The sequence below is a fragment of the Thalassotalea sp. HSM 43 genome (assembly GCF_004752005.1).
GTDB lineage: Bacteria > Pseudomonadota > Gammaproteobacteria > Enterobacterales > Alteromonadaceae > Thalassotalea_A.
Window position 1 is genome coordinate 2,946,173 of sequence record NZ_CP038493.1, and the last position, 24,210, is coordinate 2,970,382.

The 24,210-nt window shown below is 43.2% G+C and carries 22 protein-coding genes; 10 read left to right on the forward strand and 12 right to left on the reverse strand.

Annotation, left to right across the window (positions count from 1 at the left end; genetic code table 11):
* Nucleotides 1-34: 34 nt before the first annotated feature.
* Together E2K93_RS12805 and E2K93_RS12810 are read right to left on the reverse strand one after the other, a co-directional pair.
* Nucleotides 35-1,402, reverse strand: coding sequence for an aldehyde dehydrogenase family protein (locus E2K93_RS12805; RefSeq protein WP_135439475.1), 1,368 nt, complete (start codon nucleotides 1,400-1,402; stop codon nucleotides 35-37).
* A gap of 23 nt (nucleotides 1,403-1,425) precedes the next feature.
* Nucleotides 1,426-2,082 carry a TetR/AcrR family transcriptional regulator gene (locus E2K93_RS12810; protein ID WP_189637771.1) on the reverse strand — a complete coding sequence of 219 codons (657 nt, stop codon included), beginning with the start codon at nucleotides 2,080-2,082 and terminating at the stop codon, nucleotides 1,426-1,428.
* Nucleotides 2,083-2,349: 267 nt separating this feature from the next.
* Here E2K93_RS12810 and miaE point away from each other — a divergent pair, with 267 nt between their 5' ends.
* On the forward strand, nucleotides 2,350-3,117 hold the full coding sequence (miaE, locus tag E2K93_RS12815) for a tRNA isopentenyl-2-thiomethyl-A-37 hydroxylase MiaE (protein ID WP_135439477.1): 768 nt from the start codon (nucleotides 2,350-2,352) through the stop codon (nucleotides 3,115-3,117).
* An 88-nt stretch (nucleotides 3,118-3,205) separates the two neighbouring features.
* Nucleotides 3,206-5,077 carry a DUF885 domain-containing protein gene (locus tag E2K93_RS12820; protein ID WP_135439478.1) on the forward strand — a complete coding sequence of 624 codons (1,872 nt, stop codon included), beginning with the start codon at nucleotides 3,206-3,208 and terminating at the stop codon, nucleotides 5,075-5,077.
* An 85-nt stretch (nucleotides 5,078-5,162) separates the two neighbouring features.
* Here E2K93_RS12820 and E2K93_RS17710 read toward each other — a convergent pair whose 3' ends face one another.
* Nucleotides 5,163-5,885 (reverse strand): UDP-2,3-diacylglucosamine diphosphatase, encoded by a 723-nt coding sequence (locus E2K93_RS17710; RefSeq protein WP_189637772.1) that lies wholly within the window; start codon nucleotides 5,883-5,885, stop codon nucleotides 5,163-5,165.
* Nucleotides 5,886-6,377 carry a peptidylprolyl isomerase gene (locus E2K93_RS17715; RefSeq protein WP_189637773.1) on the reverse strand — a complete coding sequence of 164 codons (492 nt, stop codon included), beginning with the start codon at nucleotides 6,375-6,377 and terminating at the stop codon, nucleotides 5,886-5,888.
* 238 nt (nucleotides 6,378-6,615) lie between these two features.
* On the opposite strand from E2K93_RS17715, the gene cysS reads away from it, so the two are divergent.
* Nucleotides 6,616-7,995, forward strand: coding sequence for a cysteine--tRNA ligase (cysS, locus tag E2K93_RS12830; protein ID WP_135439479.1), 1,380 nt, complete (start codon nucleotides 6,616-6,618; stop codon nucleotides 7,993-7,995).
* A 49-nt stretch (nucleotides 7,996-8,044) separates the two neighbouring features.
* Here the strand turns inward: cysS and E2K93_RS12835 are convergent, their stop codons facing one another.
* A complete protein-coding gene (locus tag E2K93_RS12835; RefSeq protein ID WP_135439480.1) occupies nucleotides 8,045-8,512 on the reverse strand; it encodes an Lrp/AsnC family transcriptional regulator in 468 nt (155 codons plus the stop codon).
* Nucleotides 8,513-8,686: 174 nt separating this feature from the next.
* Here E2K93_RS12835 and E2K93_RS12840 point away from each other — a divergent pair, with 174 nt between their 5' ends.
* The 3 genes from E2K93_RS12840 to E2K93_RS12850 are packed head-to-tail and all read left to right on the forward strand — an operon-like array spanning nucleotide 8,687 to nucleotide 10,707.
* Nucleotides 8,687-9,265 carry an elongation factor P hydroxylase gene (locus tag E2K93_RS12840; RefSeq protein WP_135440499.1) on the forward strand — a complete coding sequence of 193 codons (579 nt, stop codon included), beginning with the start codon at nucleotides 8,687-8,689 and terminating at the stop codon, nucleotides 9,263-9,265.
* Nucleotides 9,252-10,388 carry an ATP-NAD kinase family protein gene (locus E2K93_RS12845; protein WP_135439481.1) on the forward strand — a complete coding sequence of 379 codons (1,137 nt, stop codon included), beginning with the start codon at nucleotides 9,252-9,254 and terminating at the stop codon, nucleotides 10,386-10,388. The genes E2K93_RS12840 and E2K93_RS12845 overlap by 14 nt, the downstream gene beginning before the upstream one ends.
* Nucleotides 10,389-10,431: 43 nt before the next feature.
* Entirely contained in the window at nucleotides 10,432-10,707 is a 276-nt protein-coding gene (locus tag E2K93_RS12850) for a YfcL family protein (protein ID WP_135439482.1), read from the forward strand.
* Between the two features lies 1 nt (nucleotide 10,708).
* Here the strand turns inward: E2K93_RS12850 and mnmC are convergent, their stop codons facing one another.
* Entirely contained in the window at nucleotides 10,709-12,739 is a 2,031-nt protein-coding gene (gene mnmC / locus E2K93_RS12855; RefSeq protein ID WP_189637774.1) for a bifunctional tRNA (5-methylaminomethyl-2-thiouridine)(34)-methyltransferase MnmD/FAD-dependent 5-carboxymethylaminomethyl-2-thiouridine(34) oxidoreductase MnmC, read from the reverse strand.
* Nucleotides 12,740-12,918: 179 nt separating this feature from the next.
* Here mnmC and fabB point away from each other — a divergent pair, with 179 nt between their 5' ends.
* Nucleotides 12,919-14,130: a beta-ketoacyl-ACP synthase I gene (gene fabB, locus E2K93_RS12860; RefSeq protein WP_135439484.1), complete on the forward strand. Its 1,212-nt coding sequence runs from the start codon at nucleotides 12,919-12,921 to the stop codon at nucleotides 14,128-14,130.
* 56 nt (nucleotides 14,131-14,186) lie between these two features.
* On the opposite strand, the gene E2K93_RS12865 is transcribed toward fabB, so the two are convergent.
* Genes E2K93_RS12865 through E2K93_RS12875 form a run of 3 tightly spaced genes read right to left on the reverse strand, consistent with a single transcriptional unit; the run spans nucleotide 14,187 to nucleotide 16,692 of the window.
* Nucleotides 14,187-14,573, reverse strand: coding sequence for a DUF6746 family protein (locus tag E2K93_RS12865; protein WP_135439485.1), 387 nt, complete (start codon nucleotides 14,571-14,573; stop codon nucleotides 14,187-14,189).
* 56 nt (nucleotides 14,574-14,629) lie between these two features.
* Nucleotides 14,630-15,328 (reverse strand): TIGR01621 family pseudouridine synthase, encoded by a 699-nt coding sequence (locus E2K93_RS12870; protein ID WP_228445300.1) that lies wholly within the window; start codon nucleotides 15,326-15,328, stop codon nucleotides 14,630-14,632.
* A gap of 5 nt (nucleotides 15,329-15,333) precedes the next feature.
* Complete coding sequence (locus tag E2K93_RS12875) at nucleotides 15,334-16,692, reverse strand: Na+/H+ antiporter NhaC family protein (protein ID WP_135439486.1); 1,359 nt, start codon at nucleotides 16,690-16,692, stop codon at nucleotides 15,334-15,336.
* Nucleotides 16,693-17,070: 378 nt separating this feature from the next.
* On the opposite strand from E2K93_RS12875, the gene gshA reads away from it, so the two are divergent.
* The 3 genes from gshA to E2K93_RS12890 all read left to right on the forward strand — a co-directional run bounded on the left by gshA (nucleotide 17,071) and on the right by E2K93_RS12890 (nucleotide 20,674).
* Entirely contained in the window at nucleotides 17,071-18,639 is a 1,569-nt protein-coding gene (gshA, locus tag E2K93_RS12880) for a glutamate--cysteine ligase (protein WP_135439487.1), read from the forward strand.
* Between the two features lie 210 nt (nucleotides 18,640-18,849).
* The gene (locus tag E2K93_RS12885) at nucleotides 18,850-19,452 is read left to right on the forward strand and encodes a LysE/ArgO family amino acid transporter (protein ID WP_135439488.1); all 603 of its coding nucleotides are present in this window, start codon (nucleotides 18,850-18,852) and stop codon (nucleotides 19,450-19,452) included.
* Between the two features lie 604 nt (nucleotides 19,453-20,056).
* Nucleotides 20,057-20,674, forward strand: a complete 618-nt coding sequence (locus E2K93_RS12890) for a hypothetical protein (RefSeq protein WP_135439489.1) — start codon at nucleotides 20,057-20,059, stop codon at nucleotides 20,672-20,674.
* 75 nt (nucleotides 20,675-20,749) lie between these two features.
* Here E2K93_RS12890 and E2K93_RS12895 read toward each other — a convergent pair whose 3' ends face one another.
* The 3 genes from E2K93_RS12895 to E2K93_RS12905 all read right to left on the reverse strand — a co-directional run bounded on the left by E2K93_RS12895 (nucleotide 20,750) and on the right by E2K93_RS12905 (nucleotide 24,007).
* A complete protein-coding gene (locus E2K93_RS12895) occupies nucleotides 20,750-22,030 on the reverse strand; it encodes an HlyC/CorC family transporter (protein WP_135439490.1) in 1,281 nt (426 codons plus the stop codon).
* Between the two features lie 51 nt (nucleotides 22,031-22,081).
* Complete coding sequence (locus E2K93_RS12900) at nucleotides 22,082-22,882, reverse strand: cytochrome C assembly family protein (RefSeq protein WP_135439491.1); 801 nt, start codon at nucleotides 22,880-22,882, stop codon at nucleotides 22,082-22,084.
* Nucleotides 22,883-22,957: 75 nt separating this feature from the next.
* Nucleotides 22,958-24,007 (reverse strand): SO_0444 family Cu/Zn efflux transporter, encoded by a 1,050-nt coding sequence (locus E2K93_RS12905; protein WP_135439492.1) that lies wholly within the window; start codon nucleotides 24,005-24,007, stop codon nucleotides 22,958-22,960.
* Between the last annotated feature and the right edge of the window lie 203 nt (nucleotides 24,008-24,210).

A 24,210-nucleotide genomic window follows, 5' to 3' on the forward strand; every position in this document is an offset into this window, starting at 1 on the left:
GGGCCTCATTAGGCCCTTTTATGTTTTCAGCAAGCTATCGTATTTTGCGCAGCAAACTGAATTTTAAATCCGTATAGGGGGCAAAACGTACCGGTAAGTCTTTTAAGAATGGACGTTTTAAAACCGACTTTAAGTGACTGAAATTATCGAAACCTGTTTTGCCACTGTATTGGCCCATGCCACTTGGCCCGGTGCCACCAAAAGGCAATTCCGGTACCGCATTAAACATGATCACATCGTTAATACATTGACTACCAGAGCTGATGGTGTGTATCCAATCTTGCTGTTGAACCGTGTTCTTAGTAAACAAATACGCCGCTAAAGGTTTATCTTCAGCGATGATATGGTCTTTTGCTTGCAGGTAATTGTCGACGATAATTATCGGCATTACGGGACCAAAAATCTCTTCTTTCATTATTGCCGAATCTAATGCTGCATCGACAACGATCGTTGGCTCTATGTATTTATTTTCAATATCAACCTTGCCACCAGCAACAACATTTTGTTGTTCTAGATAGGCGGCAATGCGACTGGTATGACGTTCATTTACAATACGCCCATAACTGTCACTTTGCTGCGGGTCTTGACCGAACATCGCGGTGATCTGCTGCTTCAGCTCGGCGACTATTGGTTCAACCATGTCCTTTGTGGTGATGATGTAATCAGGTGCAATACACGTTTGCCCTGCGTTCATCCATTTACCCCAGGCAATACGCTGACAACTGATCGCTAGGTTAGCAGAGTTGTCGATATAAACTGGGCTTTTACCGCCGAGCTCTAAGGTTACCGGTGTTAAATGTTTTGCTGCGGCACTCATTACGATGCGCGCCACCATGCCATTACCGGTATACATAATATGATCCCAAGGTAACTCGAGCAATGCGGTGGTTTCAGGAATCGCACCTTCGACAACCGTAAATGCTTGCTTATCAAGGTACTGAGGTACCAACTGGGCAATAATGTTTGATACTGAGGGAGCGAGCTCTGATGGTTTTAATACCGCACAATTACCAGCGGCAATCACCGCAACGAGCGGTGCAAAGACTAATTGAAACGGATAATTCCAAGCCCCCATGATAAGCACAGAGCCAACAGGTTCTGGCTGGACAAAGGATTTACCAGGTTGAACGACCAATGGCGTACGTACTTTTCGCGGCTTCATCCATTTTTTTAATTTGCCAATGACATGATCAACATCGCCGGTTATATAAGACAGCTCTGTGGTCCAAGCTTCTTGCGCAGGCTTGTTAAGATCTGCATTAATTGCCGCTAGGATCTGCTGTTCGTTTTCAACAACCAACTTTTTAATTTGTAAAAGCTGTTGCTTACGCCATTGATAGTCACGAGTGACATTGCTATTAAAGTAGGCTTTTTGGCCATCAAGTATCGCTTGGTAGTTCAAACTTCATTCCCAATTATGGTTACTTAGCGCTTGAGTTTTAATACCCACGCAAGTTGACGGTATACAAGCTTGCGAATTTGTTCGATATCAACGTCATTTTTGTCTTGTGACAAACATTGATACTGAATACGGGTGATGGTCATCAAGGCCAATTCTGCGTCAATTTCCGGGTCAACTTTATTAAAATATGAAGCAAGTTTAATAAACGGCTGACGTAACTTTTCAACGTGTGCTATTGCCAAATCTTGCAATTCTGGCTGGTACATCATTTCGGTGAAAAATATTTGTTCAACAGCGAGGCCGACAGGGCGATGAATAATATTTTCATACATATGCTGTGTCGCGGCATCAGTAACCTTGTGGCAAATCTCTTCGCGAGTGGTGACTTTGCGCATCGACGTAGCATCAAATTCATCTAGGTAAGCGAAAACCTTGTGCCAAATACCTGACGAGCTTTCAATAAAAATAGTCGAACTCAATATGATAGCTTCGCGAATTAACTCTTTGATGTCTTTAAAGTAATAGGTCGTTAACGATAGTTGAGCGTCGGCTTTTTTAGCGACAGCTCGGTGCGTAGTCCCTTTAATTCCAACCGAGGCAATAACTTCTATAGCCGCTTTTAGAATCTTTTCGCGAGTTTTTTCACCTTTGGCGCGTCGTGTTACTTTAACTGCTTCCATATATTTCCCGTGCTTTTCAACTGCTTGCAATGAGAATTGCATACGCTTAACGATTAAGCGGTTAACATAAATGTTACAATTGAATTTAGCAAATAATTTTCACTGTACAAACGTACTAGAACCGTGCTGTTTGTCAACATAATTCGACATTTTATAACCGTTTTTTCATAATTTATGAAAATTAGTTATTAGCCAATGAAAATCGATGTAATACACATTTTCATCGTCCTCTATGCTACACTTGCGCCATAAATTTTTGCGGTAATTATGCTGATGTACGAACAATTATTAGCCCCTATAAAAGAATTTTTACAATGTGAAACGCCTGAGTCATGGATTGAGCAAGCGAAAAAGCCAGAAAACCTGCAAGTATTGCTGACAGACCACATGGTATGCGAGCTTAAAGCGGCGCAAACTGCGATGTGGCTGATTCGTAAATACGCGGTAGATAAAGACAGTGGCGATGCATTATTGGCTTGGTTAAAACCATTTGAAGAATTTATTTATAAAAAGAATGGCAGTATCACCGATTTAGCCAAGGCCAATAAGTTATCCAAAGCTATAGTGCCGAAAGCACAGTCGCAATATGGCCAAGATTTGGTTGATAAGATGGTCTTGCTTATAAAGGAAGAATTGCATCACTTTTATCAAGTGTTGGAAATTATGCATAATCGCGATATTCCATACCAAAACATCAGCGCGGGTCGCTACGCGAAAGGTATGATGCGCCATGTGAAAACCCATGAGCCGGATACCTTAATTGATAAGTTGATCTGCGGTGCTTATATAGAAGCACGTTCATGCGAGCGTTTTGCCAAACTGGCGCCGTTTCTAGATGATGAACTGAACAAGTTTTACGTCAGCTTATTACGCTCTGAAGCACGCCACTATCAAGATTATCTTGAACTGGCACAGCAAATCTCTGACGTTGATATTAGCGAACGGGTTGCTATGTTTGGTCAGGTTGAAGCGGAGCTTATCAGCAGCCCTGATACCGACTTTAAATTTCACAGCGGCACACCTGCATCATTTTGAAACAAAATAAGTCATTGACAAATTTTGCGTTTTTCTTTCACTGTGCTTATTATTTGATCGGTTAATAATAATAAGCACAGGGATCCAAATGAAAAAGACACCGATTGCGCTAATGCTTAGCGTTGCTTTATTTGCTTGTTCAGAGCAAGAAGCTGAAACCCTCACTACCGCTGAAGCCAGCGCACCTGCCGTAGAAACCCCATACGTTGAAACTGAAGCCGAAATTTCAGAAACAGAACGTTTAAACCAATGGTTTGCGGCCAAGTATGAAGAGCAATTACAACGCAGTCCTTTATGGATGACCATGTTGGGGCGTAAAGATAAATACGACCAAATTGACGATGTATCAGAGCAAGCTGAAGACATCGATTTTGCATGGCGTGAGCAGTCGGTTAAAGAGCTAACAGCCAGCTTTGATTACGACAAGTTGACCGATGAAGCGAAAATATCTTATGACATTTGGATTTACCAATATGAGCAAGCCAAACAAGGCATGCCTTTCCGTCATAATAACTATGTATTCACGCAGATGCAGGGTATGCAAGCATTGGCGGCACAATTTTTAATTAGCTTCCATCGTGTTGATGATGTAGCTGATATGCAGGCATATAATAAGCGCGTGAGTGGTATGGCAAATGCTATTTCTACTTTATTAGAGCGTGCCAAATTGCATGCTGAAAAAGGCGTTAGACCACCAAGGTTTGCCTACGAAGGTGTCATTGAGCAAGCGCGTAACCTGGTTACCGGTGCCCCATTTACCGAAGGCGATCCATCAGCGCTTTATGGTGATGCTAAACGCAAAGTTGATGCATTATTAACAGCCGAAACAATCGATCAGAAAACCGCTGATGAACTTATTGCCGGTACTGAGAAAGCATTGAAAGAAGACTGGGGTCCAGCCTATCAAGCCTTGATTGCTTGGTTTGAAAAAGACATCAGCAATACCGCCGAAAACCCAACCGGTGTTGGCAAACAGCCAAACGGCGCTGACTTTTATAACTTCCGCTTAGCGGCAAGCACAACCACCAACTTAACCGCCGATGAAATTCATAAAATCGGTTTAGATGAAGTGGCACGTTTGACCGGTGAAATGGAAGCGATTAAAAAACAAGTGGGTTTTGAAGGTTCATTGCAGGACTTCTTCAAGTTCATTAAAGAAGATGACCGTTTCTACTACCCGAATACCGATGAAGGTCGTCAAGGTTACATCACCGATACCGAGACGTATCTAGCCTTCATTAATGAGCAACTACCTAAATACTTCGGCATTTTGCCAAAAGCTGATTTGGTGGTTAAACGTGTAGAACCATTTAGAGAGCAAGACGGTGCGGCACAGCACTACAGCTCAGGCACGCCTGACGGTTCACGCCCAGGTGTGTACTACGCGCATTTGTCAGACATGCGAGCAATGCCGAAAAATGAAATGGAAGCCATCGCCTATCACGAAGGTAACCCAGGGCACCATATGCAAATCTCTATCGCTCAAGAGCTGACCTCAGTACCACAGTTTCGTACTCAAGCGGGCTTTACCGCCTATTCTGAAGGTTGGGGTTTATACGCTGAGCTACTGGCCAAAGAAATGGGTGCCTACAAAGACCCATATTCAGATTTTGGTCGTCTAATCACCGAAATTTGGCGTGCTGTGCGTTTGGTGGTTGATACCGGCCTACACTCTAAAGATTGGACCGAGTCACAAGCGGTTGAGTATTTCAAAAAGCATGCGCCAGTTGCTGAAGAGGCGGTTGTCTCTGAAGTGCGTCGTTATATCGTATGGCCTGGCCAAGCGACCGCATATAAGATTGGTATGCTGAAGATTCAAGAGCTAAGAGCTTACGCTGAAAAACAATTAGGTGATAAGTTCGATATCCGCGGTTTCCACGATACCATTCTTGGTGGTGGTGCTATGCCGTTAGACATACTTGAACGTCGCGTTAAAACATGGGTTAAAGAGCAAAGCTAAGGCTGTGCATTAGCCAATAAAAAAGGAAGGGTAACCTTCCTTTTTTTATGTCTACTAAACAGCTCTGTTAATAATTAGCGAGTGTTTATAGCGGTCTGTTGAGCAACTCAAACCCTTGTTCGGTATACTTTAACCACGCACCTTGCTCGTACCAGTCACCCAAGACAATGCGCGTTGCTGGTTTACCGTCTAGTTCAAATTGATGTACATTTGGTCTATGAGTATGACCATGAATCAATAAGTCGATGTCATGCTCGCGCATTTGTGCTTCCACTTCGCTTTGACTGACGTCCATGATCTCTTTGGCTTGCATCTTTTCGCTACTGTCGGCCTTTTGACGGTAGTTTTGCGCCATTTTTCGACGAGTCTTTAATGGCAGGGATTTAATAATAAATTGCCACCACCAAGAGCGAGATTTCTTACGAAACTTTTGATACTCAATATCATTGGTGCATAAGGTGTCACCATGCATGATAAGCGCACGCTGACCGTATAAGTCGATGACTTTGCTGTCAGGCAAGAGCGTCATGCCGCAATTAGCTGCAAAGCGCTCGCCAATAAGAAAGTCACGATTACCAACAATGAAAAATATTTCGGTGCCTTTTTCACTGAGTTGTTTCAGCTTTGCGGCAATATTTAACACGTAGGGATTGTCATCGTCATCACCAATCCAATACTCAAAAAAATCTCCGAGTATATACAGGCGGTCGGCAATGGGAGCTTGCTCTTCGATAAAGCTCAGGAAGCATTCGGTGATGTCCGAACGCTCCTGAGTTAAATGCAAATCAGCAATAAAATAGGTGAGCAATTACGCTACCTCAACTGACTCAACAACGATATCTTCTTTTGGTACGTCATCGTGGAAACCGTAACGACCGGTTTCAGCAAGTGTCATTTTATCAACCACATCCATGCCTTCGACAACTTTACCAAATACACAGTAACCCCAGCCTTGAATGCTTTCATTTTTGAAATCAAGGAAGTTATTGTCTACCAAGTTAATAAAAAATTGCGCTGATGCTGAGTGAGGGTCTTGCGTACGTGCCATGGCTAGGCTGCCACGAACGTTACTTAGGCCATTGTTGGCTTCGTTATCGATAGCTGCACGCGTTGTCTTTTCACCCATGCCTGATTCAAAACCACCGCCTTGAGCCATGAAACCTTTGATTACACGATGAAAAATCGTACCGTTGTAAAATCCTTCTTCGCAGTACTGCTTAAAATTTGCTGCCGTTTTTGGGGCATTATCAAAATCCAATTCAATTTTAATATCACCCAAGTTGGTCTTAAATGTGATCATTTTTCTTCCTACACAGATTCTTGTCTTAACATTACCGCTAAATTGTAACCTTTTAAGCGCCTCTGTAAAGGGCAGAGCCTTGAAATATAAAGAATCTGTCACAATATCTAGCCTCTAGAACAGATACAATGTGAAAGTCGCGCCTTAAACTAGTGAAATCAATCCAGTTACGGTAGAATTGCCAGCGAATTTATAGTGTAACACGCACCTTAATTAACTTTATCAAACGAGAGATACGATGCTTCAGATATACAATACATTAACCCGTCAAAAGGAAGAATTTAAACCTATCAATCCTGGTAAGGTGGGTATGTATGTTTGTGGTATTACCATTTATGATTTGTGCCATATCGGTCATGCGCGTACCTATGTTGCATTTGATGTGATAACTCGTTACCTGCGCCATGTAGGTTATGACGTGACGCATGTGCGCAACATTACCGATGTTGATGACAAGATCATTAAACGTGCCGCAGAAAATAATGAGACCTGTGAGTCGTTAGTTGATCGCATGACCGCCGAAATGTACGCCGATTTGGATGCGCTAAATGTCGAGCGACCGGATATCGCACCGACTGTTACCACTCATATGCCAGAGATCATCGCAATCGTCGAGCGTTTAATTACTAATGAACATGCGTACGTCGCCACCAACGGTGATGTGATGTTTGATGTGTCATCGTATAAAGATTACGGTCAATTAAGCATGCAAAATCTCGATATGTTGCAAGCCGGCGCCCGAGTGGATGTTGACGATGCCAAACGTAACCCACTTGATTTTGTGTTGTGGAAAATGGCCAAGCCAGGTGAACCAAGCTGGTCATCGCCATGGGGTGAAGGCCGTCCAGGCTGGCATATTGAATGTTCGGCAATGAACTCTAAACACTTAGGTCCGCATTTTGATATTCATGGTGGTGGCAGTGATTTACAGTTTCCACATCATGAAAATGAAATCGCACAATCTTGCTGTGCTTTTAATACCCCGTATGTAAATTATTGGATGCACGGCGGTATGGTACAGGTAGATAAAGTTAAAATGTCTAAGTCATTAGGCAATTTCTTTACTTTGCGTGATGTATTACAAAAATACGATGCTGAGACAGTACGTTATTTCTTGATTTCAAGCCAATACCGCAGTCAGCTGAACTACTCTCAAGAAAATCTTGGCCAAGCGCGATCGTCTCTTGAGCGTATTTACACGTCGTTACGAGGTGTTGAGCCTGTTGCGGTTGAGTTAAACGGTAATGACTATGTTAATCGTTTTGAAAAAGCGATGAACGATGACTTTAATACCCCAGAAGCGTTGCCGGTTATTTTTGAATTAGCCAAAGAAGTGAATCGTATTAAACAAGCGGAACCGGTTAAAGCGGCGCAACTTGCGTATATCCTGATCAAACTTGGCGCGATTATTGGTATCGCTCAAAATGATCCAGAAAGCTTCTTTATGGGTGATGCACAAGACGATGATGCGGCTTTGATTGAGCAATTGATTGAACAACGCAACAGCGCGCGCGCCAATAAAGATTGGGCGGCAGCGGATGATGCCCGAGACAAGTTAAAAGCAATGAATGTTATTCTTGAAGACAGTGCCGGCAAGACGACTTGGCGTCGCGGATAAGTTAGTTCAATTGACAATGATAAATAAAAACGGGCATTAGCCCGTTTTTTTATTCACTAAAATTAGGAATGACTGGACTTCGACTGTGCTCAAATACCAAAGCGGTTTCGACGTTGGTGACCTCATCTCGGGAGGTAATCGCTTCAAACACAAAGCGACGCAAATGTTCAGTGTCTTTTACTGACATATGGATATAGAAGTCAAACGCGCCGCCCATATGAAACATCGAAACGATTTCGGGTAATGGCAATAACTCATCGCGTAAATTATTGACGATTTGCTCGGAGTACGGCTGCAACTGAATCGCTGCGATGGCCTGAATGTTGCCTCCGATGGTGTTGTAATTCACATCAATAAAAGAGCCTTTTATAACACCTGAGGCTTTCATGCGCTTTACCCGCTCGAGGCAGGTTGATGGTGCGATACCAATGTGTGCTGCAAGGTCTTTGTTGGTGATATCTGCATCTTTAAACAATAAAGTTAAAATTTGCTGATCAATGTCATCGAGTTTTTTCATGTCATTGCTTTTGTTATTTTGTCGTTAATCTATCTACTATATCCAAAAAATCAGTCCGCTATAAAATTATTTAGTAAAAAATAACGTATTAACCGAATATTAGATTAATTTTACTGCGTATATTCGTTAAAATATCGACAATTTCCGCAAAACGTTAAGATGATGGTGCAACCGATACATTGTTATGAAGATTTGATTCGAATTTTTTCGAATACATTTTCTCAGACCTACAATACGCGCTTAGTTAAAGGCACGGATGAGCCAATATATATACCGGCGTCTGATCAGACCGAGTACCATCAAGTGGTATTCGCTCATGGTTTTTATGCCAGTGCTTTTCATGAAATCGCGCATTGGTGTATTGCCGGCGCCCAGCGTCGTTTGCTCGAGGATTACGGTTACTGGTATGCGCCGGATGGTCGTGATGCGCAGCAGCAAGTGGAATTTGAAAATGTTGAAATTAAACCGCAAGCAATCGAATGGGCGTTTTGTGTCGCCAGTGGTTTTCAGTTCAATGTTTCGGCGGATAATCTATCGGGTATCGATGTTGACCGTTATGGTTTTCAAAGTCGAGTGCATCAGCAAGTCATGAGCTTTTTACAGCATGGCTTTCCTAAGCGAGCACAAATGTTTATTGATGCGTTACTAGGCCATTATCGACCTGGGGCCACTTTAACCGAGCAGGACTTTGCGTTTGCAAATCCATTACAGCTTCAAGACAACAAGAATTTTCATCATTATGACGCAGTTTAAACTTGGATTTTTAGTCAACCCGGTTGCCGGTATCGGTGGTAGCGTTGGCCTTAAAGGCAGCGACGGTATTGATACACCGCAAAAAGCTCTGGCATTAGGGGCGAAGCCCAAGGCAAATTTACGCGCGGCGTTAGCGCTGGAAGTGTTAGTCCCTTACCAAGATCGTATTAAAATATATACCGCCAGTGGTGACATGGGCGAGTCTTGTGCCAAACAATTAGGATTTGATGTTGAGGTCGTCTATCACACGGATAACGCGCAAACCACACCTCAAGACAGTGAGCAGTTAGTGCAATTGTTGCAACAACAAGGGGTCGACCTGCTGTTGTTTGCCGGCGGTGATGGCACGGCGCGTAATGTCAGTCATCAGGTTGATGGTTATTTTCCGGTGTTGGGTATTCCTGCGGGCTGTAAAATACATTCAGGTGTCTATGCCTTAACCCCAAGTGCCGCTGGCCGAGTGGTTGAGCAAATGGTCAATAATGAATTGGTCTCTTTTACTGACGCCGATGTGATGGATATAGACGAGCAAGCATTTCGCAGCGGTGTGGTTAAAGCCCGTCGTTATGGTGAAATGCAGATCCCAAGCCAATTGCAATACATTCAAGCGGTAAAAGCTGGCGGCAAAGAATCTGATGAGTTGCTGCTTATGGATATCGCCGCACATGTTATTGAGCTGATGGAAGAACAGCTGTTTATCATTGGCTCTGGTTCGACAGTTGCTGCTGTCATGGACGAATTGGCGCTTGATAATACCCTATTAGGGGTCGACTTAGTGCAAGAGCAAGAATTACTCGCCATCGACGTAATTGAGTCGCAAATTATGCAATCGATTGAACAAGCTGAGCACGGCGTGAAACTGGTCATTACCGTGATTGGTGGGCAAGGCCATATATTTGGTCGAGGCAATCAACAACTTAGCCCTAGAGTTATCCGCGCAATCGGTAAAGAAAACATTATTGTGGTGGCGACCAAAGCCAAACTTCAGGGGCTTGAGCAACGGCCATTGATAGTGGATACCGGTGACAAACAATTGGATGCCGAGCTTAGTGGTTATATACCGGTTATTACCGGTTTCCATGATCAAGTATTATATCCAGTAGCCAGTCCAGGGCTTGAATAACAAACGAACAAATGAAAGGGCGCTTAGCGCTAATAGAAAAATTATGCTTTTAGAAAATGTAAACACACTGGAACAGTTAAGCCAGTATTTTGACAGCATCGTTGAATTAGAAAACGATGACTTGTTATTTGCCAGCAGTTATTTACGCGGTTTTATTGAGGTCGCCGCAGTCGATTTTGGCGATGATGAGCAGCCGTTAAGCGAACGCTTAGCGCAAAAGGTCAGTGAGCAGTTGCAAATTGCCCGTTCAGAATTAAACCCAAATGATCAACAAATCGTCAGTCATTTTTGGCAAACGTTACAACCAGCATTCGCCTAATTTAAACGTCACCTCGAATCAGATTTCTAACGATAAATCGATTTGGACTGAGATTAAATAGCATGTCATTGTCTACCGGATAGTCGCTATTGCTAATTTCTGCGGCAATGATGTCGGCCAGCAACGGCGCCGAACATAACCCTCGCGCGCCCAATCCTGTTAATACATACAATCCTGATTTTAGTGGCGCAGGCGTATCGAAAAACCAATTTTTGTCATAACGTAAATGATCATAGGCGTCGATATGTCGCTCCATGATTGGCATACGTCCTGCCATAGGCAAATGATCCGGTGTACAGCACCTTAACCTCGCTTTGCTGGCGACCACATCAGCTTGTTGCCAGCGATGAAATTCACCAAGACAGCTATTTAACGTCGTTAAATTAAAGATGTCATCGTGACGATTTGGTGTTTGTTCGACGCTATGTTTATCAAATGTAGCACCGATACAATGGCTACCATTGTGCTCTGGGGTGACATACCCCTTATGACAGAGCACGGTTTTTAGCGGTTTTATAACCTCGTTACTGCGCATTTGACTGACCTGACCGCGAACTGCCGTCAATGGCAAATCGTTTAGGATGTCGATATTTAGCGAATCCGCACCGATACAAAAAATAAGATTCTGCACCGTTTTGCTTTCTTTGTTTGTGGTGATATGCCAACGGCCACTATCAGCTTGCTTAACGTGTTTAAGGTGACGGTTGTACTTTATGGTCAGCAACCCTGTATCGATAGCTGCCTTACTGATGGCATTAACCAATTCCGGTGGGCAAACCCAGCCGGCGCGTTCCATAAATAAGCCACCGTATTCGAGGCTTATATTGCTCAGCTCGCTCGCTTGGGTTGGCGAAACGCTGCGTATTAGATCTTCAGGCCAGCTTTGTTGCTCGGCAAATTTTTGCTGACGTTTTATTAACGGCTCTTTATATGCGACCTCTAACAAACCATCAAAACCGTGGCTAAATTGGTAACCCTTGTCTAATAGTTGCTGATAAAACGGCATGGCGAAATCAAATGCTTGCTGATAAAAATCGCTAATATTGTCGCGCTGAACATGCAATAACGGATAAATCGCCCCAATAGCATTGGATGATGCCCCTTGAGCAAGGTGCTCATCTTTACAGTATAAAGTTACACGAATGCCTTTGCTGACCAGCGCATGGGCGACACAGGCACTGGCTAAACCGCCGCCGATTATTGTCGCATGTTGCGAGGCTTCGGTTTTACTGCGCACTTTAAAGCCATTAATCGGCTTTGCCTTATCTTTACCCACGTAATTGGCCATAAGCGATTCAGCTTTAACTGGGTTTTGCTCTACATCGTTAGTTAAACGGTTGCGATGTTGGCGCTTACTGACCTTAAACCCTGCATCTTCAAGCCCTCGGCGGACAAAGCCGGCAACAGTAAAGGTGCCAAGCGTGGCGTCTGGTTTGGCAAGTCGCGCGAATTCTGCGAACAAGGTTTCTGACCACATATCGCTATTTTTGCGCGGCGCAAAGCCATCGAGGAAAAACGCATCGATCATGGCGCCATTATCATCCGCTAACGTCCGATAGCTTTGCAGTGCATCCGCAAAATAGATAGTAAGGGTGATGTCATTGGCAAAGCGAATGTTCAGTTGGGATTGCTCAAGTTGGTAATCACGCAATAATAAATTACTGATATCGCTAAATTGTGGCCACAGTTTGAGTGCCTGGCAAAGATCGTCTTTACTCAGCGGGAATTTTTCTACTGTGATGAAATTTAACTGGAGGTCTGATTTGGTATTGGCTTTAAATTCGGTAAACTTAGCGGCGGTAATTAAAAAGTTTAGTCCAGTGCCAAATCCGGTTTCGGCGATAACAAAGCTTTTGCCGTCAAATTGATGCCAACGATCAGGTAAACCATTGTTTTCGATGAACACTTGTTCACTTTGTAGGCAGCCATGTTTGTTGTCAAAATAGATGTCATCAAACTGATCTGAATAGGGCGCGCCAAATTCATCGAATTTGACCTTAGCGGTTTTAATTTCAGTGGCTTTATCTGACACAGGATAAACTCTATTATCATAAATAGTTCATAATGAGCTGCTATTTTATAGACTTGGAAAATGATATGCCAGTGGCTGTTTTGTAAAAACAGCGTACACCTGTACACTGGACAGACCAGATGTTACTGTAAACGGTGTATCATAGCCCCAGTTCAATCAATTAACATGGTTATTTTTTAATGAAACGTGTCGTAATTACAGGTTTAGGTATTGTTTCTAGTATTGGTAACAACGCCGAAGAAGTACTGGCTTCACTTAAAGAAGGTCGTTCAGGTATCTCTCGTTCAGAGAGCTTCGCTGAGTATGGTTTGCGTTCTCAAGTTTGGGGTAAACCAAACATCGAGCCAAAAGAGCATATCGATCGTAAAGTTTTCCGCTTTATGGGTGATGCAGCAGGCTATTCATATATTGCTATGGAAGAAGCAATTAAAGACGCAAAATTAACGGACGATCAAGTATCTAACTATCGTACAGGTCTTATTGCTGGTTCTGGTGGTGCATCGTCATTGAATGTTGTTAATTCAGCTGACACCTTGCGCAACAAAGGCGTAAAGCGCGTTGGTCCTTATGCCGTGCCTAAGACAATGTCTTCAACATGTTCTGCATGTTTGGCGACACCGTTCAAGATTCTAGGTAATAACTACTCTATCAGCTCTGCATGTGCGACATCAGCACACTGTATTGGTCACGCTGCTGAATTGATCCAATTAGGTAAGCAAGATATCGTTTTCGCCGGTGGTGGTGAAGAAGTAGATTGGTCATTGGCTATGATGTTTGATGGCATGGGCGCATTATCGACTAAGTATAATGACAACCCTGAAAATGCCTCACGTACCTATGATGCAAACCGTGACGGTTTCGTTATCTCTGGCGGTGGCGGTATGGTTGTCGTTGAAGAACTTGAGCATGCATTGGCTCGTGGCGCACATATCTATGCTGAAATCGTTGGCTACGGTGCGACCTCTGACGGTTACGACATGGTTGCCCCAAGTGGTGAAGGCGCTGTTCGTTGTATGCAACAAGCGATGGAAGGTGTTGACGGTAAGATTGATTACTTAAACACACACGGTACATCGACTCCAGTTGGTGACGTTAAAGAGCTTGGCGCTATTCAAGAAGTATTCGGTCATGACTCTCCAGCTATCTCTGCAACGAAAGCGATGACTGGTCACGCTTTAGGCGCTGCAGGTGTTCATGAAGCGATTTATACTATGCTGATGATGGAGCACAACTTCATCGCGCCATCAGTAAACGTTGAAGAATTGGATGAGAAAGCTGAAGGCTTAAACATCGTAACTGCAACGCAAGACGCTGAAATCAACTTAGCAATGTCTAACAGCTTTGGTTTTGGTGGTACTAACTCAACACTTGTATTGCAAAAATATAAGTAATTTGTCGAGTTAGAAAGATTGATGAAATCCCCGCATCTGTGCGGGGATTTTTTTGTCTATTCGCAGCTCGACGGTGCGATAATTAAGTTTGTTGCATTAAGATATTTATCACCAGACGCTTGAATCGTTTTCTGATCTAAGCTTTCCGACGCTAAGTGCACTTTCTCAAGCTCTACGGCAATGTTATCTAAGTCTTTTTGTAAGCGAATAACCGCATTTTCAAGGGTGTAGGTCAATTCATGCACTTTCACCATATCTTCTGCCGTTAACTGCTGCTTACTCGTCAATGCCGCTAATTTGGCGTTAAACTGTTGCAGATTACACAAGGCGACTTCAGTATTTGGCGCATCGAGTGAGGCAAAGTGTTGATACTTTTCCTCTGCCATTGTGTTGAGTGAGGCAAATAAAACAGCGCCAGTGGCCATGGTTATTAATGTCTTCATGTGTTCCTCATTAAGTGATTAAGGATTGTCGATATAAGTTAGCGGGTAATCGCTAGCTAGGCACCCGGCCAGTCTAATAACCAAGGCTTAGCAATTTCTTGCAATCGTGAGTTGGCGCTGGCAAACAGCTCGCCTTGATCCGGCGGGCAAATAAACTCAAACGCCTCACCTTGATAATGAAAGCGCAAGCCCCAGGCATGCAAGTAGCCCCGATCGCTTTGATCCTGACTGTTATACAAAGGATCACCAGCAATACTGCTGCCTAAGCTGTTAAGTGCAACACGTAACTGGTGGGTTCTGCCAGTAAGCGGTTTTAATACAAACAAGCGCAGACCTGCGCCAAGACTATAACTGAAGAATCGCGTTTTCGCAGGGTTGTGACAGGTGCGCAAAAGCTTAAAACTGCCACGACGACTCTTTTCCATATCACCTTGGATCAAGCCCTGTTTTTTCTTTGGCTTGATTTTGCTGATCGCCAGATAATATTTATCTATACGTCGCTTACTGAATAATTGACCAAACTGACTTGCCGCGTCGCTTGTTTTAGCAAACAGCAACAAACCGGATGTCATTTTATCGAGGCGATGCACAGGGTAAAGCTCAGCTAAGTTGCATTGCTTTTTGACTTGATTGAATACACCTTGGCCTAACGCGCCTTCGTCGTGAAAATTGCTGTCAGCGGGTTTATTAATCAGCAGGAAATCTGCGTGTTCAAATACGATATCAATATGCATATGACTAAAATGGTCAGCCATTGGCGCTAAAAGGTAGCGCCAACAATTAAGAAGCCAATGATGGTTAATACGGCAGCAACAATGGTGTATGGCAACTGCGTTTTGACGTGTTCATAGTGATCACAACCCGAGGCAATCGAGGCGACGACTGTTGAGTCAGATATCGGTGACGCGTGGTCGCCAAACACACCGCCACTTAATACCGCGGCAACCAAGAACGAGACCGGTAAATTCGCATCAAGGGCGATCGGCACGGCAATAGGGATAAGTAAGGCGAAGGTACCCCATGAGGTGCCCGTTGAGAATGCCATAATACCCGCAGCAAGGAATATCAATGGCGCGATAAATATCACCGGAAAGTCAGGGTTTAATAGGTTACTTACATAAGTGCCCGTACCTAACGCGTTAATGGCGTCACCAAAGGCGAATGATAATACTAAGATCGTTACCGCAGGCACCATATTTTTGATGCCTTTGACACAGCCTTTGGCTATTTCTTTTGCTGTCATCAATCGATAGGTCAAGATCATGATCACCAGCAATGTTATTGCCGTACAAATCGAGGTAAATACTGAAAAGGCACCTGAACCACGGCGGATATCACCGTTACCTGTAATGTACATGATGGTCAATGTCAGCCCTAATAGAGTCAACATAGGTAACCACATCACACGGGCTTTGGCTGGGGTGATGTGATCGTCACTGACTTGCTCTAAAGCTTTAGCTTCTGCTTGTGCCATTGGTCCAAACAGCTTGCCTGTATAAGCAGTGTAATAGGCAATCAGAACGGCAATAATGGCATAAAAGTTATAGCTTAGGGTGCCAATTAATACACCAACGGGATCGGATAAATTATAGCCATCAAGCAACCCGAGTAGGTAAGCGCCCCAACCGTTGATTAAAAACAACACACTGATTGGTGAACAGGTTGAATCAAGCAAAAACGCCAGCTTGGCTCGGCTTAGCTTGTGTTGGTCGAATAGCTTTTGCGACGCCATGCCGGCAGAAAACATGCTCAGGTTGGTATCGGTAAAAATACTGGTGCCAACCACGGTAGGCAATAAACTTGCCTGACGACGGGTTTTAACTAAGGATAATTGTGCCAAGTTATCAATAAAGCCTTGTACCGCTCCAGAGCGGTTCATTAACTCAACCAATGCACCTATTAATAAACTAAAGGCGATAATTTGTGCATTGTAAGTCGAGGTAAAGATGGTTGCTATGCCAAGACCACTATCAACCGCAGCGGTGAAAGGGTTGTACATACCCACCAATAGATAGCAAAGGAATAACCCACAAATAAGCGCTAACGTGGCGTTTTTACGCCAGATCGCAATGGCAATCGCCGCAAAAGGTGGGATTAAAGATAACGCTGATTCCTGCATAGATTAAGACATGATTAACAAATAATAGTGCTAACTCTACAAGGGCTAAAAGATAAGTTCAAAGTATAGTTGAGTTTTTATCGCTTAATTTACAAACTGATACGCTGTTAAGAGCAGGGTTGTGCAATTGTTATGCGATTGTTGCTGGCTTAGACAATGGTAATGTTAAACAGGCATAGCCCGAATCACCATTAATCTTGCCATGTATTCGCCCTTGCTGTCGCCTGTTCAAAAAAAAGTATTTGAAACAATTGAATTTCTGTATACTTAGTCGCATATAGAGTTTACCGACTATAATTGCAAAACAAAGGCTCAGGGCACAGATTGACTGTCAGTCTTCCTTGGTCGTTTTTGTTAGCAACGCTTGCAGGAGCAATTTTGGCTTTAACTATTGCAGATCTTACCTTGGCATTGAGCAAGGAAAACCCAGAGTCTCTGACCTCAATTAAACGTGGAGTTGAACGGGAAACCTTACGCATTCAAGCCAATGGTAAATTATCTACCCAAGGCCATAATGCGGCACTTGGCTCCGCACTAACCCATGATTACATCACAACCGATTATTCTGAAAGTTTGTTGGAGTTTATTACGCCGGCAACAGAATCAATCGACACCACACTGGCACAATTACAAGATATCCAAAAATACACCTTAGAAAATATTGATGGTGATTGGTTTTGGCCGATGAGTATGCCGTGTGTGGTTGAGGATGAAGAGCAAATTCAATTGGCACAATATGGTTCATCCAATATTGGTCGAATGAAAACAGTCTATCGTCAAGGCTTAAAGAATCGTTATGGTTCAATGATGCAGGTGATTGCCGGCATTCACTTTAACTTTTCTTTTCCGCAGAAATTTTTTGCTAGCTTGCAAACGATCAGCAACGATCAGCAACCATTGCAAGAGTTTATTTCCGAACGTTACTTTGCCTTGATACGTAACTACAAACGTTACGGCTGGTTAATTCCATACTTGTTTGGCAGTTCGCCAGCGTTATGTCCGACATTTTTGCAGGGCAGAGAGCATCAAATTCCCTTTAAGAAAGCGCCCAAAGGGTGTTTGTATCTTGAATACGCAACATCGTTGCGGATGAGTGATTTGGGCTATACTAATTCGTCACAGTCGGCATTGCAGATATGCAATAACTCATTGCAAAGCTATGTCGAGTCGGTAGAAAACGCGATTTCTTTGCCATCCCCCGAATTCGCCAAGATAGGTGTCAAAGTTGACGGTCATTACCAGCAACTTAACAGTAATATTTTGCAAATCGAAAACGAACTGTACGCGCCAATCAGACCTAAGCGAGTGGCTAAATCGGGGCAGAAACCGTCACAAGCACTCAAAGATGGTGGAGTTGAATACGTTGAAGTTCGCGCGATGGATGTTAATCCATTTGTGAGTACCGGCATCAGTAAGCAGCAGATGCAATTTTTGGATTTGTTTTTAACTTATTGTTTGTTGCAAGATAGCCCGCAAACCAGTGCGCAAGAAATGCAGGTATTCACTGACAATACCGACAAGGTGATTCTTGAAGGGCGTAGACCGGGATTGTTGTTGAACGATAAGGGAACAGATAAGACCATTGAGCAATGGGGCAACGAAATATTTGCGGAATTGCAGCATATTGCAGACTTGTTTGATCAAGCGCATCAAAACAATGATTATCAAACGGCTTTGGCGATAGAGCTAGCGAAAATAAACGATGCGAGCAAAACACCTTCGGCGCAAATCTTAGATGATTTGGTCAATGGCGAACGCGGTATTGTTGGTTGGTCTTTAATTAAAGCCAGCGCCTTTATGCAGCAAACTCAAGCACAGCCATATCAGGTTTTCAGTGAGCAGTGCTTTAAAGACATGGCACAGACCTCGTTGCAACAACAACAGCAAATAGAACAATCCGATACCCTCAATTTCGATGACTTTTTAGCGGATTACTTTAGTAAATAAAATAATCACGTTTTTTGGAACTTTCATCTTAGTTGAGACTCATAAGGAAGGTAAGACATTTAAATTCCTTATGAATGACACACGTTTTTAAGCGCATCTTGGATGCGCTTTTTTTTTCAGTTAAGATAATGCTAGGTGTTATTCATATTTGAATAAATGTACTGCCGCCAAAGAGTTATAAGCGGTTAATCTAATAGAGTATTGCTGTTTATGATGACTTTTGTTAGCGGTTTCTTGCTAGGCCTTTCTTTGATTCTTGCCATCGGTGCGCAAAATGCGTTTGTTCTTAAACAAGGCATTAAAAAACACCATGTATTTTTAGTGTGTGCTATTTGCGCGGTGTCTGACGCCTTCTTAATTGCCCTTGGCGTCGGCGGTTTTGGCATCGTCGTTGAAAAGTATCCTCAATTAGAAGTTTGGGCTCGTTACGGTGGAGCGGCCTTTGTGTTTGTTTATGGCATCTTAAGTTTTTATTCCGCATTCACCAAAAATCATGCGTTACAAGCTGCAGGTAGTGACATTAGCTCAGCGTTTAAAACCGCCAGTATTTGTCTTGCCTTTACTTGGTTAAACCCACACGTTTATCTTGATACCTTAGTGTTGCTCGGCTCTATATCCAGCCAATACCCAGGTGAAGAGTTCACCTTCGGTTTTGGCGCTGTCTCGGCATCTTTTGTGTTCTTTTTCAGTCTTGGCTATGGCGCTCGATTTTTAGCGCCTATATTTGCTCGAGCCAAAGCTTGGAAGGTTTTAGAGTTTGTTGTTGGTCTGATCATGATGGCCATCGCCGCATCATTAATTTTTTCCAGTTGATGCTTTACTGCTTGATTTAATTGCTGCTTGCTCGGTTTTTCGTTTGGTGACTGTCTAGCGGCTGACATGGCAGGTTTTGCCCAGTATTTAAAGATTGGTTGAAAAAACATTATTATTTTTACTGTATAAAATTCAGTGGATTAACTTGGCTTTACGCTAAAGAAATCGATTTGTTAAAAAAATATTAGAATTTTTTTGAACCTTTTGATTATTGGCGCGTCCTATTTAATGAAAGCAATTTTTCCCTGGACTGCTTTTGACTCTATAAGCGCGTATTAGTGGTAACGCGCTTTTTTTTGCCCAAAATTTAGTGGCGCTGCTTATTTGAGCACAATTATCTGTCGCATCCCTTATTAGCTCTACCAAACCAACTCTGCCAAATCGAACATTAAATTAGCTTTAAACGTCTGACTTTGTCTGGTCAGGCAATAAATTACAGGCAAAAAAAAGAGCACCTAAATGAGGTGCTCAAAAATAAATAATCCAAGGAGAAATAAAAACTTCATAAGTTAAGAGCATGATTACGTAAAAAAGTTCAAAACTGATTAAAAAAATTTAAAAAATCTGGCACACTGATTCTAACAACACACATTAAAACTCTGTTATGAAAATAAAAACAAGTATTACAGCGTTGGTTTTAACCACATCTTTAGCGGGATGCATGGCGCCACCACCTGAAAATCCAGAAAATATCTGTGATATTTTCCGTGAGCATCATTCTTGGTATGAAGGCGCTAAGGATATGCAGGAACGCTGGGGCGTGCCTATACATGTGCCAATGAGCATGATGTATCAAGAGAGCTCGTTCCGGGGGGACGCTTTACCGCCTAGAGATTATCTGTTTGGTTTTATTCCTTGGGGGCGTGTCAGCAGTGCTTATGGCTTTGCTCAGGCGAAAACCCTGACTTGGGATGACTATACCCGTGAGACCGACAATAGCGGCGCAGATCGTGATGATTTTGATGATGCCATCGATTTTATGGGCTGGTTTATATATAAGACGCAAAAGGTCAATGGCGTGTCGAAATGGGACCCATATAACCAATATCTAAATTACCATGAAGGTTGGGGCGGTTATAAACGCAAGACTTACACCAAAAAAGCTTGGTTAGCAAAAGTTGCACGCAAAGTAGAAAGCCGAGCCAAAATTTATGGCAGTCAATTAAAGACCTGCGAGGAAGAGCTCGACAGCAGCTGGTTATGGCGAGCCTTGTTTTATTAACTCGCTCTTTAATGTCTATGATGACATCGCAATAACATTTGCTCGATACAAAAAAGCCCGCTAAGCGGGCTTTTCTTATTCAGTTCTTGATTTGCGATAATGCTCAGGCATGATGCGAACGGTTTTCACCATGTTCTCGGTGACATCAATGATTTCCATTGGATACCCAGCTATACGCATACTTATGTTCGGCTCAGGAATATCTTCTAGGTACTCCAAAATCAATCCATTCATTGTTTTTGGCCCATCGATAGGCATATGCCAAGACATCTCTTTATTTATGTCTCGCACGTTTGCACTACCATCAACCAAATAACTGCCATCCGGTTGCTTGTGAACTTCCTCGCTCGGCGTTGGTTCCATCGTCGTGGTAAAATCACCGACAATCTCTTCGAGAATATCTTCTAAGGTTACCAGCCCCTGAATATCACCATACTCATCAACAACTAAACCTAATCGTTCTTTGGCGTGTTGGAATTTCAAAAGCTGCACATTGAGTTGTGTACCTTCTGGAATAAAGTACATTTCACGCACCGCTCTTAGCAACGTCGCTTTGGTGAACTGGCTTTTAGATAGCATTTTCACTGCGTCACGCATATGCACATAACCAACAACATCATCAATGCTGTCACGATACAAAATAACGCGGGTATGGTTGGCTTGTGTTAATTGTTTCTGGATGACTTTCCAGTCATCGTTGATATCGATACCTTGGATTTCACTGCGCGGTATCATGATGTCTTCAACGGTGACTTTTTCTAAATCAAGAATACTGACCAACATATCCTGATCTTTTTCAGGCAGCAATGCGGTTGATTCATTTACCACCGTGCGCAGCTCCTCACTGCTCAGGCTATGTTCTTGTCTATCTTCAGGACTGATGCGTAATAAGGTTAACAAGCCATTGGTTATCCAATTCACGGCAATGACAAACGGTAACAGGATCTTCAATAACACGCTTAATATGATCGAGCTCGGAAACGCGATGCGCTCAGGATGCAATGCCGCTAATGTTTTTGGCGTAACTTCGGCGAAAATCAAAATGATAAGGGTTAATACTAAGCCGGCGTAAAAGATACCGGCATCACCATAGAAACGCGAAAATATAACACCCGCGACCAGTGAGGCAAATACATTGACAAGGTTGTTACCGATAAGGATCAAGCCGATAAGACGATCAGGGCGATCGAGCAATTTACTGACTCGACGAGCACCTTTATGGCCATTGTTTTCCATGTGTCGTAATCGATAACGATTAAGTGACATCATGCCTGTTTCAGAACCAGAAAAATAAGCGGAAATGAAAATTAGAATACCAAGTATGCTGAGCAGCGTACTGGTTGATATGTCGTCCAAAAAGGGGATCCTTTATTACTTAATTCACAGTTTGTATATATACAGCATTTCTTAAGATAAAAGAACTTCTTTTACAAATCTACTGCCAAAGTACGACAAAGTAAGCACTGTGGTTGCAATAATCGACAATATCATCACCCGATGACCGCGCCAGCCAAGACGGAAGTGGCCCCAAAGGATCACCGAATACATCACCAAGGCAATCACAGATAATACCGTTTTATGAACGTTTTCGGTGGCAAAAAAGTTGTCAATAAACATCATGCCAATCAACTGCGATAGCGCCAAACACACGGTGCCGGTAAACATGATGGCAAACAATTGACCTTCAACTTGCATCAATGGCGGTAAGTGATTAACCGCGGCTATGTTTTTCGACTTCAATTTAAAGTTGATGTAGTTCACCTGGAATGAATACAAAGTCGCAATAACCAATATGCCATAGGACAGCAAAGCAAAGGTGATATGGGTGACTAAAACCATGGTGCTGGTATCAATAACTAGGTGTCGTTTTTCAGGTAGAAAAAACAAAATAGCCAGTAAAACCGCTGAAAAACCATAAACCACAGGTAATATTAAATTGGTTTTATAGCGCAACGAGATGGCCGTTACCGCACCAGAAATGCTCACCGCTACCAAGGACACAACATTTATTAGACTGAAGTCGAGTTGTTGCTGAAAATAAAAATTATTCGACAATAATACACAATGACAAAGTACCGCGAAGGTGCCTAGGCTTAGGTAAAGTTTGGGATTTGGTCCCTGAGCATCAAATAGCTTCAGTGATATTGACAGTGCGGCGCCTAAATAAAAGGTAACGGCCAACAGTGTCAGGATGTTTACCAAGTCCAATACTTTACTCCTTTATTGCTCGGTTTTTATTTTGATTTACCAATACTAACAAAAATTTAGCGGCTGTCGCTAGCGCTATTTCAGTATCAACGAGCGCAGTGGCTTAATCGCCGCACAGACGAGAATTGCCGAACATAAATAGGCGAACCAACCAGGCAGCATTTGGTGAGAGTGGCTCATCTGGTCAATGATGTTTATTTGATATGCCGCTAATAAATAATCCAGTAAAAAACCAAACGCGACAGCCGACAGAATCAGCCCAGCTAAGTAGCGTATCAATACCCCTGTACCCATTTCTGTTTTAATCACACCTAAGGTAGAAATATTGGTTGCCGGTCCTGCCATCATGAAGACTAAAGCGGTGCCAGGCGAGATGCCTGCGAAGATAAAACCTGCGGCGATAGGGGTAGAGGCCGTAGCGCAAATATACATCGGCACGGATATCACTATCATCAACATCATGGCTGGCAGGCCACTGCCGTATTGGGTTAAAAATTCCGTCGGTACAAAGGTGCGAATTAACGCCGCAAACAACAGACCCAATGCCAACCACTTGATTAAGTCGTCGATTAACTGGGTAAACGAATACCGTACCCCAGTAGTTAGCTTAGCAAAGAATTGCTCGCTGGCGCTTTGTTGCTTGCTGGCGCAACAACTGGGTTTTTGCGCTTGCTTAGTGCAACATGACTCATGTTGTTGGGCAGCACTTACGTAGGCAGATTTATCCGTGCTGACCAGCATGCCGGTGATGATCGCTGAGCTTATTGCGGCAATAGGACGATAAATCGCCATAATAGGGCCAAGCAAGGCATAAGACACGCTTACCGAGTCGACGCCGGTTTCTGGCGTCGCCACTAAAAATGATGAGGTTGCCGGCGATGAGGCACCAGAGCGTTTCAATTGTGTTGCCACCGGAATGACGCCACAGGAGCATAACGGTAACGGCGCGCCAATAAACGCCGCTTTTACCACGGCGAAACGACCTTCGCCGAGATGCTTGCTGAGTATCTTGGTTGGCACGAACGACTTCATCAACCCGGCAATAATCAAACCAAGCAATAGCCAAGGGCTCGCTTCATTGGTTAGATCGAGTAAGTTGTTGAAAAATATCACCAGCGTATCCATATCAGTACTACCTGCAACGGTAACGAAAAACTTTATCGGTATCAGATTGCTATTGTAACCTAGTTATTGCAACGACCCAATAATTACCCTGGGGTTTTGCATATGGTTACAAAAAACAGGCGTTTTATCGTCATATTAGGCAAATTATGCTTTTACTGTACTCCGGTCGGGGTATAATGTTGCCAGATTCCGATTTCATCAGG

Excerpts from the sequence above, each read along its gene's own strand:
- E2K93_RS12870 (WP_228445300.1), bottom strand. The coding sequence starts at position 15,328 with ATGGCTGACCATTTTAGTCATATGCATATTGATATCGTATTTGAACAC.
- E2K93_RS12850 (WP_135439482.1), top strand. The coding sequence starts at position 10,432 with ATGCTTTTAGAAAATGTAAACACACTGGAACAGTTAAGCCAGTATTTT.
- cysS (WP_135439479.1), top strand. The coding sequence starts at position 6,616 with ATGCTTCAGATATACAATACATTAACCCGTCAAAAGGAAGAATTTAAA.
- E2K93_RS12865 (WP_135439485.1), bottom strand. The coding sequence starts at position 14,573 with ATGAAGACATTAATAACCATGGCCACTGGCGCTGTTTTATTTGCCTCA.
- E2K93_RS12820 (WP_135439478.1), top strand. The coding sequence starts at position 3,206 with ATGAAAAAGACACCGATTGCGCTAATGCTTAGCGTTGCTTTATTTGCT.
- E2K93_RS12835 (WP_135439480.1), bottom strand. The coding sequence starts at position 8,512 with ATGAAAAAACTCGATGACATTGATCAGCAAATTTTAACTTTATTGTTT.
- E2K93_RS12845 (WP_135439481.1), top strand. The coding sequence starts at position 9,252 with ATGACGCAGTTTAAACTTGGATTTTTAGTCAACCCGGTTGCCGGTATC.
- E2K93_RS12810 (WP_189637771.1), bottom strand. The coding sequence starts at position 2,082 with ATGGAAGCAGTTAAAGTAACACGACGCGCCAAAGGTGAAAAAACTCGC.
- E2K93_RS12890 (WP_135439489.1), top strand. The coding sequence starts at position 20,057 with ATGAAAATAAAAACAAGTATTACAGCGTTGGTTTTAACCACATCTTTA.
- fabB (WP_135439484.1), top strand. The coding sequence starts at position 12,919 with ATGAAACGTGTCGTAATTACAGGTTTAGGTATTGTTTCTAGTATTGGT.
- E2K93_RS17715 (WP_189637773.1), bottom strand. The coding sequence starts at position 6,377 with ATGATCACATTTAAGACCAACTTGGGTGATATTAAAATTGAATTGGAT.
- E2K93_RS12875 (WP_135439486.1), bottom strand. The coding sequence starts at position 16,692 with ATGCAGGAATCAGCGTTATCTTTAATCCCACCTTTTGCGGCGATTGCC.
- E2K93_RS12885 (WP_135439488.1), top strand. The coding sequence starts at position 18,850 with ATGATGACTTTTGTTAGCGGTTTCTTGCTAGGCCTTTCTTTGATTCTT.
- miaE (WP_135439477.1), top strand. The coding sequence starts at position 2,350 with ATGCTGATGTACGAACAATTATTAGCCCCTATAAAAGAATTTTTACAA.
- E2K93_RS12905 (WP_135439492.1), bottom strand. The coding sequence starts at position 24,007 with ATGGATACGCTGGTGATATTTTTCAACAACTTACTCGATCTAACCAAT.